A 16,859-nucleotide genomic window follows, 5' to 3' on the forward strand; every position below is an offset into this window, starting at 1 on the left:
CGCCCGTCCGATTCATGTATATGAGTCCAAAAGCGGCACAGAACCCAATCACAGAAGAAGGGCCGGCCTCTATAAGAGGACAGCCCTTCAGCGTTTTTAATTGATCGTCCGTGAATGACGCCGATATTACTTCAGCACATTCTCGTCCGTGCGTTCGAGGATCGCCGCGACCTGCGCGCGCGACGCGGTGGCAGCGGGCGAGAGCGTCCCGTCGCCCATCCCGTTGATGAGTCCCTCGGAGACGGCCCACCTCACGGCCGTCAGCGCCCAGTCGGAGACATCCGCCGCGTCCGGGAAGCTGTCGAGCGCCGACGCCTGCGTCACATCCAGCTTTTTGAACGTGGCGTAGCGGTAAAGCATTGCCGCCAGCTCCTCGCGGGTAACAGACCTGTCGGGGGCGAAGAGCCCGTCGCCGACGCCGGTGACAATGCCACTCTTAACCGCCCACTCGACGTATGCCGAGTACCACTCTCCCGTCGGCACATCGCCAAAGCTCGACGTTGTATAGTCGCTCTCCTTGACGCCCTCCAGCCTTCCGAGCACGGTGACGAACATCGCGCGCGTCATGGGCGTATCGGGGGAGAAGGTCGTGTCGCTTGTGCCCTTGAAGAGGCCGTGCGTGCTGGCGTACCAGACATTTTTGTAATACCACGCCGTTTTGGCCACGTCCGTGAAGGGGTTCTGCCACGCGGCCACGAGGTCGTAACCGACGACGAAGAGGGAAAAGTGCGGCGCCGTAAAGATCACGGTGCCGGAGCCCGCGTCGTATTTCGCGCCCTCGAGCTGCGTGAGCTTGCCCGCGTCGTCCAGATACCAAATGACGATACCCTCCGCCGTCTCGCCGTCCTTCAGAGTGTACGGGAGCCTCACTGTCGCGGTGCCGCCGCCCAGGTCGTGGATCGCCGTCCCGCCGGAGGTGATCGACAGATCAAACACCGTTCCCGTCCCGGCAGCGTCCTGCTGCGCTTTGGTGAGCGCCTTCTTGTCCGCCTTCGCGACGCCCAGCGTGACATCCGTGCCCTTGGCCTGCGCCGTGACGCTGTCCAGCGCCTTGTTGTCCAGCGTGATGGCGCCGATCGGCGTGGACACCGTCACGCTCTGGAGCTGGGAGCCCGCCAGCTCGGCAAACGAGGACGCCGGGATCACCGCCTGGATTTTCGCCGCGGAATCCGAAGCCTTCACGTTGATGGCCAGCGTCGGCGCCGTGCCGTCCTTGGCCGCGTTCGCGATGGCGTCGGCAATGCCCTTGGTGATGTCGCCGGCACCGATCTTTGCCGTGCCGCTGCTGTCGGCCTCGGCATCGATCGTCGCCGAGGCGGGCTCGGCGCTCAGGCCGCCGGCCGGATACGTCAGCTTGAAGGTTTTCGCCGTGCTGTCCCAGGTCGCTTTGACCGTCTCGCCGTTGACGGTGAGCGTATGGTCGGCCCCGGTGAGGTAGAGGTAGAGGTTGCTATCCGGTGGTTTGATCGGCGCCCAGTTATCCATGGTGTAATTGACAGTTATCTGATTGTTTTTGTGCAGGCTCTCATTGATATAGGCATATTGATGCAGCTCCCCGCTGTATATGAGAGCAGTACCGTCCATAACGTCAAAGCTTCCTGCACCTCCCGGCAGCTTGGAGGTATCAAGCGCGCAGAGATAAACGCTTTTTCCGCTTGCGTCCACTTTGTCGGCTGTGATGGCTGTGTCGTTGACGCCGTAAGCCTTCACGTTGTACGGAGCGCTGGACCAGCCGCCGTCGGACCATGCGTTATAATCTATATAGGTGCGTATGGACCCGCCGTAATAATGCAGGATACCGCCGTCGGCATCGTTACCCGCACCACCGTCGCTGCCGTCCAAATTGCCGGGACCGTGTCCGCCGCCGCCGATGGCGGAGCCGGAGTAATCCACGTTGATGTTGACGCTGGCGTTTGGATAAATGTAAACATTTGCCCCCGACGCGGCGCCGGTGCTGCCTGCGCTGCCCCCGATGGCAGCGGCGCGGGAGATACCGGTCAGATTCAGCGTACCGCCCTGAATGACGATGTCCCCCGGCCCGTAAGAAGCGGATTTGGCCTGCGCGCCCGAACCGATCAGCGCGCCCTGCTTGGAACTCTTCATGAAGAAATTGCCGCCGGTGATAATGATTGGTCCATTGTACTCGGGCGACTTTCCTCCGCCGTCGGCGCCGCCGTTGCCGCCGATGCCCGCCCCCTGCTCCTTCTTATAGAAATACAGGGTGTCGTAAGGCGTAACGCCGCCGACGGTCAGTCTTGAGCCGTAGGGCACATGCACCATGGCATAGCCCGTGGCGCCGGTGTCCATATCCAGGATACTCGTTCCTTCGAACAGCAGGGTATTCGCCGCGCCGTTTGCAAAGTCGATCATGTTCTTGTTGGACGCGCCGCCGGTAATATTGCTGATGTATATATCCTGCAGGGTCAGATTTGTGGCCTGGCTGGTACAATCAATATACAGATCGTTATACACTTTAGAGGTGCTGAGACCATTGCCTATCAGCGTCACAGGCTTATCGGTCCTTATGGTAATCGTGCCGGTCGAGCCGGAATCGACGATGTATCTGCCGCCGCTCTCGATGGCCTGTCCGCCCGTAATGTGCTTGTCGGTATCCGACTGCCCGGATTTCGTCAGGCTCACCGTTATCTTGCCGCTGCTGGCTACAAACTCGCGGGTGGCGCCGTTATAGCCTTCGGCTTCGGCCGTATAGGTATAGTGATCGCCGGCATAGAGGATAAAGGTGTACACGCCGCCGTTGCTGCTGACCGGCGCGACCGCCTGCTTGCTGCCGGTAGTCAGCGCCAGGCTCGCGGTCGACGGTGATACGGTGAAGGTCACGTTGGCGGCGGCCCGCAATGCGACGGGCACCGTCTTAGCCGCAACTGTCACATTAAAGTTACCGTTCTCCGTAACAAATCCGTTGGCGGTGACCGTGTAATAATACAGGCCCGCTTTCAGGGAAAACGTACCGCCCGCCGCCGTGACCTCATGGGTCTGCGCCGCGTCGGTGAAGACCTTGACCGTCGCATTCGCATTCGCCGGGGTGACGGTAAAGGTGACCGGATACTCGTCGTCACTGGTGGAGGTCTTTTCCCACCACAGGAGGGGATTTCCACCGTTTACATTGTTCGCGTCGGCCTGGTATTTTACGCCCAACGCCGAGGCAGTGGGCGCCGAGCCCGCGGCAAAGCAATTTGTCGCCGTCACATACGCGCCGCTGGTACCCATCGTGCAGTAAAGCGCGCCGGTTTTGCTGCGGCTGTCTTTGGACAGATTTTCAATGGACCCCGTGGTGTAGCAATTGGTCAGGGTCAGCATGCCGCCATCGGGAACAAGGCCCACCAAGCCGGCGACGGTCGCGTCAAGAATTGTATTCCCGCCCGCCGTCATGCTGACCGCGCCCGTGCTGTAGGAGTCTGTGATCGTCTTGCCGGCCGAATAGCCGACCGCGCCGAAGAGGCCGCCCATATTTCGGCCCCAGCCGGTTACCGCGCCTTTGTTGAAGCACTCGCCAACGGTTCCGTCCGCGTAGCCGGCAACGCCGCCCGCTTGGCCGAACGGGTCCGTGCGCTCATCCCGTCTGGGCATACCCTGGAATTCGTATTCCTCGACGGTCAGCTCGCCGACGACCGTAACGTCGCCGTAATTGCCGCATTGCGCCATTATGCCGCTGAAATATCCGGCGATACCGCCGACAGCTTGAATATTATTTTTCCGTATCGTCACGCTGCCGCTGTTGACGCACCCGCTCATTTGGCCGCCGAAGTATCCGGCAATGCCTCCTGCAGTGCCAACCGGGACGGAAACGTCCGCGCCGTTGACACAGCTTACAATTTGAGTGCCGGCGATCGCGTAGCCGACGAGGCCGCCGGCAAAGGGATATGTAAATGTTGTATCGTTCTTGGCGGTATCTCCTGCGTTGACGGCGCCGCTGACCGTCAGGTTTTGGATAACGGCGGCGTTAACATAGCCAAACAGGCCAAGGTAACGGGTATTCGTATCCAGCGTATCGTACTGCACATTCATACCGCTGACGGTATGCACGCCGCCTTCGAAAACGCCTCTGAAAGGATGACTTTCGGTGCCGATGGGCGTCCACGGCTGGGTCAGCGCAATATCCTGCGCCAGGGATACCGTGACGTCACGGTAGGTTTTGCCGCCGTTCACCGCCGCGGCAAACGCCCTCAGCTCTGTCTCATTGGAAATGGAAATCGCGCCCGTGGACTCCTCAAAGACAGCGGTGATCATCGTATTTGCTGCCGAGGTAGAGATCGTCCCTACATTGTTGGTAAAGTTAAAGACATTGATCCACGTGGCGCCCCCGTCGACGGAATAGGAAATGTACCCCAGCCTGTATCCCTCGTCCGGCGTCGCGGTAACCGTTATCGTACCGCCGTAAGTTTCAAAGCCCGCCTCCGTGGTCGCGGCTACGGTGCCGTGAGCGGGGGGAACGATTTCAATGGTCTTGGCGGTTTTTACTTTTATACTGAAACTGGCGTCGTTATTGATCATTGTGAACGTAAAGCTGCCGTCCGCGTTTGCGGTATAGGGGCTGACGTTCAGATTGAATTTATCCAGTCCGTACCCCGCGTCATACGTCGGGGTGATCGTCACGATGTCGCCCTCTTTGGCAGCAGATAACAGTTCGGTATTCGGCAATAAACCGGTACCCTTCACGACGCCGTTCACCGTGATGGAATAGGTGTATCCGGTGGCGGAGCCCCCGTAGCGCTTGCTGTTGATGCTCCAGCCGCCCGAGGGAGCGGCAATTGTAACGGCGGCGATATCGCTTTTTACCGAAGCGGTCCCGCCATCCAGCGTGTTCTTTACCACGCAGTAATAGTAGAAGGTACCCGGGCTCGCCGAGCTCGGCGCATAGGTGCTGTTTGTTCCGTTCGGAAACGCGAAGTCGTCGCCGGGTGTTTCCGTCGTGTTATCGTCGCTGCGGTACCACTGATAGCTGAGCGTTCCGCTTTCTGCGCTTGCCGTGACGGACAGCTCGACCGTGCTTTTCACCTCAAAAGTCCCGCCGGCCGGCTGGGTGCCGATCACGGGCGCCGGGGCGGCCGCCCCCTGAGTCTTGAAGCTGACATAAATGCTGGGAGCGGCTGTACCATAGACCGTATAGGTGCCGTCCCCGTTGTCATGCAGACCGGCAAGCGTCAGCGCGTCCAGGACATAGCCGTCGTCCGGCGTGGCGGTGATGGTTAAAACGTCGCCGCCGTGCACGATGTCTCCGCTCGTCAGGGTTTCGCTTCCCCTGATAACGGAGAGCGTGCCGTTATCAGGGGCATTAAAAGACAGTGTATAGGCGTATGCCGCAACAATGCTGTGTGTGCCGGTTGTATCACCTGCGAATGTATATGTAGCGCTTGTTTTGCCGTTCGGATCATTCATTCCCGACATCGGAACGCCGTCGACGCATACGGTGTCGATGACGTAGCCGTCGGCTATGGCCGTAATCGTAAATTCTCCGGTCTCCTCGCTGACGGTTACTTCGCCGCCGTAGTTGGCGAAATAATTGACGGTGAGCGCGCCCGAGGTGTACGTACCTGTCGGCGCCGTCGACGCATTGGTGGTAATACCGACCTCCGCGCTGGGAGCGGAGTCGATAAAGCTTTCCGTATCACCCGCCACGTAGCGCGCCTGGAAATGGTACATCGTATTCGCCGTCAGCCCGGTGAACACAGGGCTATCCTGCCAAGCGCCGTAAGTACCGCCGTGAATTTTCGCCCTGTACTCCAACGCTGCGGAGCCATCCTGCGCAGACGATCCGGGCGCCGCCAGCGTGATGGAATTCGCCGTCACACCTGCCGGCGTCGCAGAAAGCGTCGGCGCGGTCAGCTGCGTTTGTGTTGCGCCGCCGGTAACCGTGGCGATACTCACCGCCGCACTGGCGTCGGAATTCGTGAAATTCTCCGTATCCGCCGCCACGTAGCGCGCCTGGAACATATATGTCGTACCCGCCGTCAAGCCGCTGAATGTCTCACTCGTCTGCCAATCGCCGTAAGAACTGCCGCTGTTGGAGGACATGTGGTACTCCAACGCTGCGGAGCCATCCTGCGCAGACGCGCCAGGCGCCGCCAGCGTGATGGAATCCGCCGTCACGCTCGCCGGTGTCTCCGAGAGCGCGGGCGCGGTCAGCTGCGTTTTGGTTGCGCCGCCGGACCCGTCGACGGTAATGGTACTCCCCGTTGCCGGTACATCCTTTTCATTCCAGTCAGCATCCAAAATTAATGTGCTGTCTTGCTTATAGTTAATTTGATACGGGCCAGTTGCTCCCGGCGCGATATCAAAAGTTATAGTGATGCTATATGTACCCGGTTCAAAGGATTCATTTCCGAACATATCGCGTGAAAGTTCGTAATCATAGACACCAGGAGTGCCTAAGGTCCCGGTTATATCGCCAAAATAATAACTTCCGCAATTTACCGCGGATGGGGTAAACACCGCCGTGTCATAATCAAGTCCGAAACCAATCATACCCGCTACTTCGCTTAAAGTAAAGTTCAGCGTGACGTCGACTGTGCTTCCCGTGGAAGTTGCAGCGTCAATCGAAAAACCATTTATGGCTTTTGCGTTAATAGGGGAGAAAACGGTTATAAGTAAAATAAATGCAAGAAAGACGGGTATTGCTTTCAATTTCATAAAATTGAGAATATTGATATTTCTGGGGCTTAACCTTTTCATTCATACTCACCTCATACCTTTTGCTCAGGCGCAGAGGCGGTGTCCCCCGCCTCTGCGCCTTTGGTTGCTGTTTTGGATATTGTGGAGCTATAGCAATTGTTTGGGTACTATGAAGCTATAGCAATACGCGTTGAACCGCTCGCTGTTGTAAACGTATGTGCGCCATAGTGGAATTTACTTACATCAGAGCCCGAGAACGTATATGTACCCGTTCTCTGCGCTACAACTGTACCTACAGTCGAAGTTCCCATTGAAACCGTTAGATCGCTTGTTAAAGCAGAACCAACCCTGATGTATGCCCCGGTGGCTAAATAGACGGTGCCGCTGAGAGTGATGGTCTGGCTGGTGCTGGCATACATCGTAAACACGCTTGTTGAACTGGCCAGATAAACGCTGTAGGACGAGCCGGAGATGCTGGAATAATTAGCTGTCAGGCTGCCGCCGCCGGCCACGTTGACGGCTGTGCCGCAGTCGCTGATGCTGGCGTTGTTGCGCAGTGTCAGGGCGCCGCCGCTGGCGACGTTGAAAGCGGTGGTAACGGCGTCGCCGTCAATGTTGAGACCGCCGATGGTCAGGTTTCCGCCGCTGGCGATGCTGAACATGGGGCCGGTGGAGCCGTCCCAGTTGATGTCCGTATCACTGCCGAAAACGCTCTGCGCGTTGGACACTGTGATCGTATTCATGACGGAAACGTAGACGCTCGGATTCGTAGACTTACCGGCCAGCTCAACAGCCTTGCGCAGCGTTTGCACAGGGGCGCCGGAGGTGTTGCCCGCGTTGCTGTCGCTGCCCGAGCTGCTCAGATAAATCACCGCGTAGTTGTTTGTGCTACCGCCGCCGGAAGGCGAGGGAACTGCGGCGTTATAGTTGAGCGCGGGATAATTGCCGGCAACAGCGGCCCAGATATAGGGCGCGGTCGTTCTGCTGGCGTAGGTATTCAGCGTGGTGACAAAAGCGGCGTCCTTCAGTTCAGTTGCCGTCTTCGGAATACCTCTTTCCGCATCGGTTCCACCTGTGTAGTACAGGGTGTCCAGGCAATAGCCGTACGTCGTGGTGCCCTCATTCTGGCCCACAGTGGGATTATCAAAGCCCGAGCCCGTCACGATGTTGCCGGTGCTGACGGTGTTATACACGGACGACAGCGCGTTCTGGAAGCCGGTAATGCCGCCCACCCACTTCTGGCCCGTTCTGCCGACCTCGCCGGCGTTGAAGCAATCGATGATCTTGCCGGTTTCTACGGCGGTGTTGTTGTTGCCGTTGCGGCCGGCGATACCGCCGATGCCGTTTTTGCTGCTGGCGTTCGTCCCGTCGATTTTGGCGCTGTTGGAACAAGAGCTGATGGTACCCGCGTTCTCGCCGGTGATGCCGCCCACCTTGTTCATACCGGTGACGGCCGCGGTGTTGCGGCTGTTGACGATAATGCCCTGCGGGCTGGTGCCGAAATAGCTGTTGTTAAAGCCGGCGATACCGCCCACGTTATATGCGCTGGTGGCAGACACAGTGACGTTGCTTGTCACATTGTTGATGATACCGCTGTTGTAGCCCACCACGCCGCCGATGGCGTCATAGGAGCCGGTCGTCGTCACGGAGCCGCTGACCGTCAGGTCCACGATCATGCCCGTGGGCGCCAGATATTTGAACAGGCCGACGCCGCTCTGATTCAGGCTGACCGACAGGCCGCTGATCGTATACCCGCCGCCATCGAAGGTACCGGCAAAGCCGGCGCCGGCGCTGATGTACGGACTGCTGGTGGCGGCGTCTGTGGAGACGGTCGCGATGCCGACGGGTGTCCACGAGCCGGAGAGCGCAATATTCCCCGTCAGATAGAAGGTGACGCCTTGGGTATTCTTACCCGATGTGTTGACATAGGTAGCAAAATACCCCAGTTCGGTCGGACTGCTGATAGAAACGACGTCGCCGTTGGCACAGTTTGTGCCGTTTGTGTTGACGGCGGACATCGTATAGTCCGCCGCACTTGCTGTAATTGCAAGCCCCGCGACGAGGCTGACGATCAGCGCGAGGGCGAACACCACGGACAGCGCTTTTCTTTTGTACGTTTTGATCATGATAGAGCTCCTTTCATTTGTGTGTGTGTAACTTACAGCTTCTGCCTAAAAATGACCTCTACTCTATCTCATACTTTTGTGAGACCGCCATCTTTTTTTCTCACCACCTCCGTCTAACATGCTCCCTGTATGGAACTCCTTTCCGATAGTGGGAGACACGGCCGTTTCCCGCCGTGCCCTGCGGGTCGTCGTCGCCGCGGACTGCGCTAAGTCTCGCGCCAGTTGCGACGGACGCCCGGGCCCGTTCCCGGTTTTGAAACGGCACAAGGGCCGTCTCCTACGACGGGGCGCGGGCTTCGGAGCATAATTCACTATATATTTCAAAGAGATCATCTCTCCATGAAATTCTGTCACTTATCAGGCGCTCCCGCCATCCGGCGGATACGCCAAGTTCAGAGTAGCATTGAAAATGAAATTTGTATGTTGCCATGGCAACATTTCCCGACTTTTTTTATTTTATTTCCCCTCCATTTGAGACCTCATCGCAAAAATCGCTTAAATTGTGTAATTTTTAATATTCAGGCCGTCTCCCGCCATATCTCCGCGTCTTTGAAGCGGCCGGTCCGCCGGTGGCGCCGTGTCATCCTTTGCGAAATTTCGGCAACCATGCGTACGATGGCGCCGGCGGCTATTTTTGTCTTGTAATCGATCCGCAACGATGATAAAATTATTTCGCGCGTTTTCGCGCAAATAATCTCTTTTTCGCTAATAAACGGCAGGGGCCGCTTAAAGGTGGAGCAGTTTAGACATGTTTGATCCGAATCACAACAACATAACGTACACCGTCGGAGACCGGTTTCATACCGGCATGACGGTACGCAGCCTGTTCGCGCTATGGCTCCCGTCCATACGCAAAGAGGTCAGTCCGTCCTCCTACCGCAATTATGAGCGGATCGTCCGGCGGCACATTCTCCCTGAGCTGGGAGAGTGCGAGATCGATCTTTTGACGGTCGCGGATATCAACGATTTCCTGAAGGACAAGATGAAAAACGGCCGCCTGGACGGTAAGGGCGGCCTGTCGCGCAAGACTGTGGAGGATATCTCCTGGGTTCTGCGGTCGGTGCTCAAGCTGGTGAACTGGGATTACAGCTTCGTCACCAGCGAGCACGCGTTTATCAAATCGATCCACGAAAAGCGCGACACCGAAACGCTGAGCGACGAGCAGGCGTCCATCCTGGTGCGGTATCTCGTCCGGAATCTGGACCGCAGCAACGCCGGCTTTCTGATCTGCCTGTTCACAGGCATCAAGCTCAGCGAGATCTGCGCGCTGAAGGACACGGATTTCCTTTTGGACACCGACCGGCTGCAGATCCGGCGCACGCTGCAGCGCGTGACGATGCAGGAGGCGCCAAACGGGCCGCCGGACCAGCAGGAGACGGTGGAATACGGCGAGGCCGACAGCGGCCATCGGGACCTTGAGCTGCCGACGGAATTGTCCATGCTGCTCTGGACGCTTTTGCGCGGCGGGGAAAAGGACGCGTATTTCCTCACCGGGGCGCCCGGCGCACCGCTTGGCCCGCGCACCTATCAGTACCGTTTCCAGAGCGTCCTATCCTGCTGCGGGCTGCCCTTGACGATCAATTTTCACATACTGCGCCACACCTTCGCGCTCCTCTGGATGCACCGTTATCACGACATGGAATCTCTCAGCCGCGCGCTGGGGCACGCCTCCGTCAAGGTCACCCAAAACCGTTACGGCAGGCTCCTGCAGGACGAAAAGCTCGTGATGCAGACCTATGTAAAGCTGCTCTGCGCCAGCTTCTCGGAAAGCTGAATAAATTAAGGGCGTGATCCTGTGCGCTGGCAGGGATCACGCCCTTTCACGAAACGGCGGAGCATGCGCTCCGTCATTTTAATGTCTTGAAGCCGTATTTTGTGAAAACCTGCATTGCCGCCTCCGACTTCAGAAAGCTCATGAAATCCCGCGCCCCATTCTGATTTCGCCCCGCCTTGACGACGGCGGCGGGATAGACGACGGGTGAATGGCTGTTTTCGGGGGCGACAGCGGCGATCTTCACCTTGCCCTCCGTCAAAGCGTCCGTTTTATAGACGACGCCGCAGTCGACGGCGCCGGAAGCGACCATGGACAGCACCTGCCGGACATCCGAGCCGAATTTCGCCTTTGGCTCAACCTTATCCCAAATACCGAGCGATGTGAATACTTCCTTGGCGTATTGACCGGCCGGGACGCTCGCGGGGTCCCCGATGGCAACAGACCTCACCTTATCCGTCGCACACTCTTCAAAGCGCGTGATGCCGCGCGCCGAATTTGCAGGGACGATCAGTACGATATCGTTGCCCAATAGATTTGTCCTCGTACCGTCGGCGATCAGCCCCTTCTGCTCCAGCGTATCCATCTGCTGGGTCGCCGCAGAGATAAAAAGGTCGGCCCGGGCACCCTTTTCGATCCGGGCGGAAAGGTCGCCGCTGGCCCCAAAGCGGTACGCTATTTTAACGGTCGGGTTTGCCTGGGCGTAGAGCTTTGCAATGTCGTTGAGCGGGTCGGTGAGGCTTGCGGCGGCGAAAACATCCACTTTTCTTGAGGCCGACAGCGCCGGCAGGCCGGTACCCGCCGCCGCGCCGATATCGGCAATTGGGGCGAGGGTTAAGAGTATTGCCAGAAATAACGCCGTGATTTTAAAGGCATGCTTCATCTCAGAATATCTCCTGTCACAATCTGCAAGATCGACCGGGTATCGCTTGTCTCTATACCGCGATCACACTGTTCATTGTTTCAGGTATTGCTATTTTTATTCCTCGTCCCTGAGTGGACGGGCATCTCTGCCGCTTTTGATGAGCACATATCCTCCGGGCCTGATTTCGATCAGGCCGTCGCTTTGCATCCGGCTCAGCTCCCGCGACAGGGCGCTCCGATTGACGCAGAGGTACTGCGCAAACTGCTCCCGCGACATTCTGAGCAGAAACGCCTCGCCCTGGCTTTTCATTTCCATGATGCCGAAATAGGTCAGGATTCTCTCCCTCAGTGACTGCTTGGACAAGACGTCGGTCTTGTATAAAAGGCGCACGCATTTGTCGGCCAGAATGCGGTTGGCGTTATTCATAAGGCGGACGCCGACGGCGGTCGTCACGTCAAGAAAGCATGACGAGGACACAAACAGCGCCGTACAGTCCGTATCGGCGGTAAAGGTCAGCGGGCTTGTCCTATGAGACGAAAACGCGGCATCAAAGCCGAAATTATCCCCGGCCTCGTGCACGGCGAGGATATGCGTATGGCCCCCGCTGGTCATCTTCCGCGCCACGACCCTGCCGCTGGCGACAAATCCGATCTGATCGGCCTCGTCCCCCTCGTCGATGATGACGTTATCCTTACCGTAATGCCGCAGCGCCGGCTGCAAGGCCGGAAGCAGGGCTTTCAGCTCCGCCTCGGAAAAACCGGCAAAAAGCGCGGAGCCTCTCAGTATCCGCAAGGCCTCGTTCGGCGTTCGGAGCTCTTGTGCCGGGCTATCCTTCCCCGGCGTGTTCGTCGGCGTCATATCCATACACATTTCCCAAAAGGGCAGGCCCTTATCGTCTTATTGGTCTTTCGGCGTAAAGTCGATCCTGACGACCGCGTAAATCCAGTAGGAGGACTCCGCATCCGGAATGAACAGGCGGAGCGGCCGCTGGGACTCGGTCAGGGGCTTTGATCCGCTCGCGACGGAGAGGACGACGTCCTTTTCCTTCAGGTGCTGCTTTCCCAGCGTGACGGCGTACTGGTCGGCGGCGGTGAATTTGATGTAGGAGAAATCGTCCAGCGTTTTCCCGTACTGTGCCAGAAAGGTCTCCAGCAGCGGGCCGACGGCGTTCACAGTGCCCGCCTTGGCCGTTTTCCCCGTACCGTCCATCCTGACGCACTTGAGCTTCGCCAGCTCGCCCGGCGTCACTGTGAAATCCTTGTCCGTCAGGCCGGAGACGGTGATCGGCGTATCGCCGTACGCGGAGATATCCGCCGTCACTCCAGCGCCGCAGCCAGGCAGAAGCAGGCAGACGCAGAACAGCGCGGCGGCAAGCCTAACCCGCGCCGCCATCGTTCGTCACCAGATAGAGCTTGCCGGTCGCGGGGTCCTTGTACACAACGCCCATCTTTTCATATTTTGTATCGTCATTCATATCCTGCCCGCCGTCCTGTGTCAGGCCCCCCACGTCCTGGGTGACCTCTTGCCCCTGCTGAACGGGAACCGTCGCCGCCGCGCCCGCGATGTCCACGTTCCAGTTGATGATAAGCGCCAGCATCAGCCCGCAGGCCAGCACGAGCATGATATCCGCGAGGTTGGCCAGGCCATCCAGGGGGTTGACATCCTCGGCGGGCGCCTCGCCCCTGTTGAGCCTGCCGTTGCCGAACCGCCTAAGCCTCACCGTTTTCCACCTCCAACACACACTCCATCACAAGCTCCAGCATGGACATATAATTGGCGTACCACTTTTTGCGCACGGTGGAGAGGATAAACGCCACCGCCGCGCAGACGAGGCCCGCCACCGTCGAGTCAAACGCCGTCAGGAAAGACGTGGAGAGCGTATATGTATCGCCTCGTCCCAGCGCGATGATGCCGGGCCCCAGGGGAATGAGCGTCCCCAAAAGGCCGAGCATCGGCCCCACACGGGCGATGACGTCGGTGACCCTGACAAGGGCGTCATAACGCCCCCGCTCCTCGTCGATCAGGCGCACGGCGAGCGCTTCCCGCATGGGACCCGTCAGCTCCGCGTGACGCGTCAGCTCCAAAAGCGCCTTTTTCTGCCGCCTTAAAAGGCCGCTTTTTTCTATCGTCTCCCCCGTTGTCCCCCCGTCCGAGCGTATTTTGTCAACGAGCTCCGGCAGCCGGACGCGCAGGCGGAGGCGCTCGGTAAAAAGCTCCGCGATAAACGCGCCGACCATAACGGCCGTGACGGCCAGCATCAGCAGCAGAACGCAGGTCACAGGCGTCTGCAGGGCGCTGGCGACGGCGCGCAGCGCGTTACTTAGGTTTGCGGATGAAAACATAACGGTGATCCCCCATGTCGAATTTAAACTTCAGGACTCTGTACAGGACGCCCCCCGCGAACAAAGCGGCGGCCAGCGCGCCGATAACGGGCAGGAGCGGATTGTCCTCCCTGATGACCGGCAGCGCCACGGCGTCCTTTGCCATTTCATAAACGCGCCAGTTCTGAACGCCGCCCGCGTCCCCCTCGGACTTTACTGAACTTTGGTTCAGAGGCACCTGTCCGGCGTTCTCCTGCGTCGTCTCCTTGATTTCCACCCCCGCCGGGGCGGCGGAGACAGCCGGCTTTCCTCCGGCGTTGCCCGAACCGTCCCCCTGTCCGCCGCCGGCGCCGGATGTACCGCTGCCGGACGCGCCGCTGCCCGAGGCACCCTCTCCGGGCTGGCCGTTCACCGTGACCGCCGCCGTCTGGCCCATAAAGCTCGCCGTGATAACGGCCGTCCCATCGGCGTGAACGGTGATGCTGCCGTCGTCGTCGACGGAGGCAACGCTGTCGTCGCTGGAGCGCCATTCAACCTTGGCGTTTTGGCTGATGACGGGGTCTGCCGCCATGACCCTCGCTTCGCTGCGGAACACGCTGCCGACCTTGAGGTCCAGGACGGACTGATCCAGCGTCACGGTCGGGGCGCCGCCAAGGTCCACATTGATCGCGTGCACCCACTTGGCCGAATCCGAGGCTGTCCGCGTTACGGCGTCCTTCTGTCCGTAAACGAGGCGGAAGCGCGTATTCGAATTGAGATTCAGGTAATCGCTGCCGAAGGCCGCGCCCGCGATGACCCGGTTCCAGTCGTCGCCCAGCGCGAGGACGGTGTCGACGCGCACGCCGTTTTCTGTGGCGTGTTCGTTTCCCCGGCCGCTGTCGGCGTCAAAATTGTCCGGCAGGCTGTAATAGCAGTACCGCGGCGTGTCGATGAGCGACTTTTTGGAAAATGTGGTGAAATAGCCGCTGCTTTTATCCTTCGTGTAGAAGTAAAAGTTCTGGACGGAATTCAAGTCGATGCCGGCGGCGTCCATAACATCGGCCAGGCGTACGCCCTCCACGTGGTCGATGACGACGGAGGGCATGTTGTCGATAAACGTATAGTCGGCCTGGACCAGGTCCATGCCTCTGAGCTCCTCCAGCGTGAACACATGCTTTTCATAATACGGCCCGCCGAAATAACCGACCCTGACCGTCAGCGTATCGGCGGCATAGCCGCCGAACTCGTCGTCGTCCAGCGCCTGTGTCGTACCAGACAGCAGCGCCGCGGCAATAAGCGCCGTAATCAGCGCCAGGGCGCGCCGGATATGCGTTTTTTTCGGCAATCTGATCATCGCTTCAGGAGGCGTAATTGAACAGGATCTGAGCCACCTGCGCGCGTGTGGCGGCGCCCTGGGGGTCGGCGGTGCCGGCGCCGGTGCCGTTAATGAGCTTTAATCCCACAGCCCAGGCCAGCGGCGTTTTGGCAAAATCGGAAATTTGGGCCGCGTCCGGGAAAACGTTCAGGTCGCCGGAAGCCGTCGTGTCCACTTTTTCATACGCCGCGTAGCGGTACAGCATGGCCGCGATCTGCTCCCTGGTGATGCCGCCGTCGGGATCAAAGCGCGTTCCGCCGACGCCTGTGACGATGCCGTTGTCGTACGCCCAGCCGACGGCCCCGGCATAGGCCGCGTTTTTATCAACGTCGGTGAAAACGCCCGCTGGCGCCGTCTCCGGCGCGCCCGCGAGCCTGTACAGCGCGGTGGCCAGCATGGCGCGGGTCATGGGCTGCTCCGGAGCGAACGCACCGCCGCCGGACGTATCGAACAGGCCCTTCGACATGACATAGCTCACGGCCTCGAAATACCAGGCGGTGACGGACACGTCGGCGTAAGCCGAGAATAGGGGCCGCGTGACGCTTTTCTGCCAGGCGAGAACGGGATAGCCGCCGTTGACGCCGCCCAGGTCCGGCGCGAAAGCCTCGCCCAGCGTTTTGGCAAAGTCGGCCGACGTCATTTTTTCCGAAGTCAGGGCGCCGTCGTTATTGGACACACCGCTGCTGTAATAGCCGCCCCCGGGGGCACTGCCGTCGAGATACCAGCAGTTGAGGACCGCGGACTTGAAAGGCGCGCCGCCGTTGTTTGTGCCGATGCCCATGGCGTAATTATCGCGGACGGCGGAAATTTTGCCGACGCTGTAGCAGTTTTCGAGCTTTATCTCATTGCTGCCGGAAATGCCGCCCGTGGGGCAGACGTAGGTGGTGCTGACAGCCCCCGCGTTATAGCAGTTGCGCACGACGCCGCCGTTCCAGCCCGCGCCCACGATACCGCCGCAGCCCTTGGCGTCCGTATTGGCGACGGTGGCGAAATTGGCGCAGTTTTCAATAATGCCTCCCGTGGAGCCGTCGCCGTTGTTGAGCGACGTCTTCCCGATCTTGCCGACGATGCCGCCGACGGAGCGGTTGGCGTAGATATAGCCCGTGACGGCAATATTGCGGACGGCCGGGTTGACGGGGCGTATCTCCTTCGGGTCGTTGTCGTGCACGCCCAGCCGCCCGACGAGGCCGACGGACTGCCCGTCGCCGTAGTTGCCGTTCGAGCAGTGGCGGTCGGCGTAAATGTTATAGACCGTATGGCCCTGCCCGTCCAGGACGCCGCAGAAGGACGAGCTGAGCTTGGTGGCCGAATCGTTCTTTTCCATCAGGTACTGTCCGCCGATCGGCATAAAGCGCGGCCCGCTCCAGGCGGCCGTGCCCGTATCGTAAACGCCGCCCATGTCCAGGTCGGCCGTCAAGCAGACGGTTCTGCCGTTAAAATCGTCCGCGCCGTAATGATAGGTCTCCGTGCTCTTATTCTGGCCGGAGGGCCCGTCGTCGCCGTCGGTGACGCTGGTGTCCGCGATTACGCTTTTGTCGCCGATGACATTGACGATCTCCCTGTTGTATATGCCGTTGACGATGGCTGCAAGGCCCGCCAGCTGCGCGGGCGTGGAGATATACAGCGCCTTGTCCGTCTTGTTATACCACGACACGTCGATCGTCTTCCCATCCCAAACGGGGCCCGCCGCCCGCGCCGGCAGGACGGACAGCGCGCACAGCATGGCGGCCGACAGCAGCAAGGCGGCCAGCCGGGTGGCTTTTCCTCGAATTTTCATGTTGTCTCTCCTCTC

Annotated in this window: 10 protein-coding genes and 1 riboswitch; of the genes, 1 reads left to right on the forward strand and 9 read right to left on the reverse strand. The window is 59.4% G+C overall.

Going from position 1 to position 16,859, the window contains the following annotated elements; genetic code table 11:
• Nucleotides 1–126: 126 nt before the first annotated feature.
• Together BUB60_RS08550 and BUB60_RS08555 are read right to left on the reverse strand one after the other, a co-directional pair.
• Complete coding sequence (locus BUB60_RS08550; protein WP_073077769.1) at nucleotides 127–6,231, reverse strand: S-layer homology domain-containing protein; 6,105 nt, start codon at nucleotides 6,229–6,231, stop codon at nucleotides 127–129.
• A gap of 566 nt (nucleotides 6,232–6,797) precedes the next feature.
• A complete protein-coding gene (locus BUB60_RS08555; protein ID WP_073077771.1) occupies nucleotides 6,798–8,756 on the reverse strand; it encodes a beta strand repeat-containing protein in 1,959 nt (652 codons plus the stop codon).
• A 119-nt stretch (nucleotides 8,757–8,875) separates the two neighbouring features.
• A riboswitch (molybdenum cofactor riboswitch) is annotated at nucleotides 8,876–9,070 on the reverse strand.
• A 434-nt stretch (nucleotides 9,071–9,504) separates the two neighbouring features.
• Between BUB60_RS08555 and BUB60_RS08560 the strand changes: the two genes are divergently transcribed.
• Complete coding sequence (locus tag BUB60_RS08560; RefSeq protein ID WP_073077773.1) at nucleotides 9,505–10,530, forward strand: tyrosine-type recombinase/integrase; 1,026 nt, start codon at nucleotides 9,505–9,507, stop codon at nucleotides 10,528–10,530.
• A 73-nt stretch (nucleotides 10,531–10,603) separates the two neighbouring features.
• Here the strand turns inward: BUB60_RS08560 and modA are convergent, their stop codons facing one another.
• From modA to BUB60_RS08595, 7 genes are all read right to left on the reverse strand, one after another.
• Nucleotides 10,604–11,410: a molybdate ABC transporter substrate-binding protein gene (gene modA / locus BUB60_RS08565; protein WP_073077775.1), complete on the reverse strand. Its 807-nt coding sequence runs from the start codon at nucleotides 11,408–11,410 to the stop codon at nucleotides 10,604–10,606.
• A gap of 96 nt (nucleotides 11,411–11,506) precedes the next feature.
• The gene (locus BUB60_RS08570; RefSeq protein ID WP_073077777.1) at nucleotides 11,507–12,256 is read right to left on the reverse strand and encodes a Crp/Fnr family transcriptional regulator; all 750 of its coding nucleotides are present in this window, start codon (nucleotides 12,254–12,256) and stop codon (nucleotides 11,507–11,509) included.
• 33 nt (nucleotides 12,257–12,289) lie between these two features.
• Nucleotides 12,290–12,784 (reverse strand): molybdopterin-dependent oxidoreductase, encoded by a 495-nt coding sequence (locus BUB60_RS08575; RefSeq protein WP_073077779.1) that lies wholly within the window; start codon nucleotides 12,782–12,784, stop codon nucleotides 12,290–12,292.
• Entirely contained in the window at nucleotides 12,768–13,112 is a 345-nt protein-coding gene (locus BUB60_RS08580; protein WP_073077781.1) for a DUF2149 domain-containing protein, read from the reverse strand. Before BUB60_RS08580 ends, BUB60_RS08575 begins: the two co-directional genes overlap by 17 nt.
• On the reverse strand, nucleotides 13,102–13,734 hold the full coding sequence (locus tag BUB60_RS08585; RefSeq protein WP_073077783.1) for a MotA/TolQ/ExbB proton channel family protein: 633 nt from the start codon (nucleotides 13,732–13,734) through the stop codon (nucleotides 13,102–13,104). The genes BUB60_RS08580 and BUB60_RS08585 overlap by 11 nt, the downstream gene beginning before the upstream one ends.
• Entirely contained in the window at nucleotides 13,709–15,037 is a 1,329-nt protein-coding gene (locus BUB60_RS08590; protein WP_207650763.1) for an Ig-like domain-containing protein, read from the reverse strand. Before BUB60_RS08590 ends, BUB60_RS08585 begins: the two co-directional genes overlap by 26 nt.
• A 13-nt stretch (nucleotides 15,038–15,050) precedes the next feature.
• Nucleotides 15,051–16,844, reverse strand: a complete 1,794-nt coding sequence (locus BUB60_RS08595; RefSeq protein WP_073077787.1) for an S-layer homology domain-containing protein — start codon at nucleotides 16,842–16,844, stop codon at nucleotides 15,051–15,053.
• Nucleotides 16,845–16,859: the final 15 nt, after the last annotated feature.

It is taken from the genome of Sporobacter termitidis DSM 10068, from assembly GCF_900130065.1.
Lineage (GTDB): Bacteria > Bacillota > Clostridia > Oscillospirales > Oscillospiraceae > Sporobacter > Sporobacter termitidis.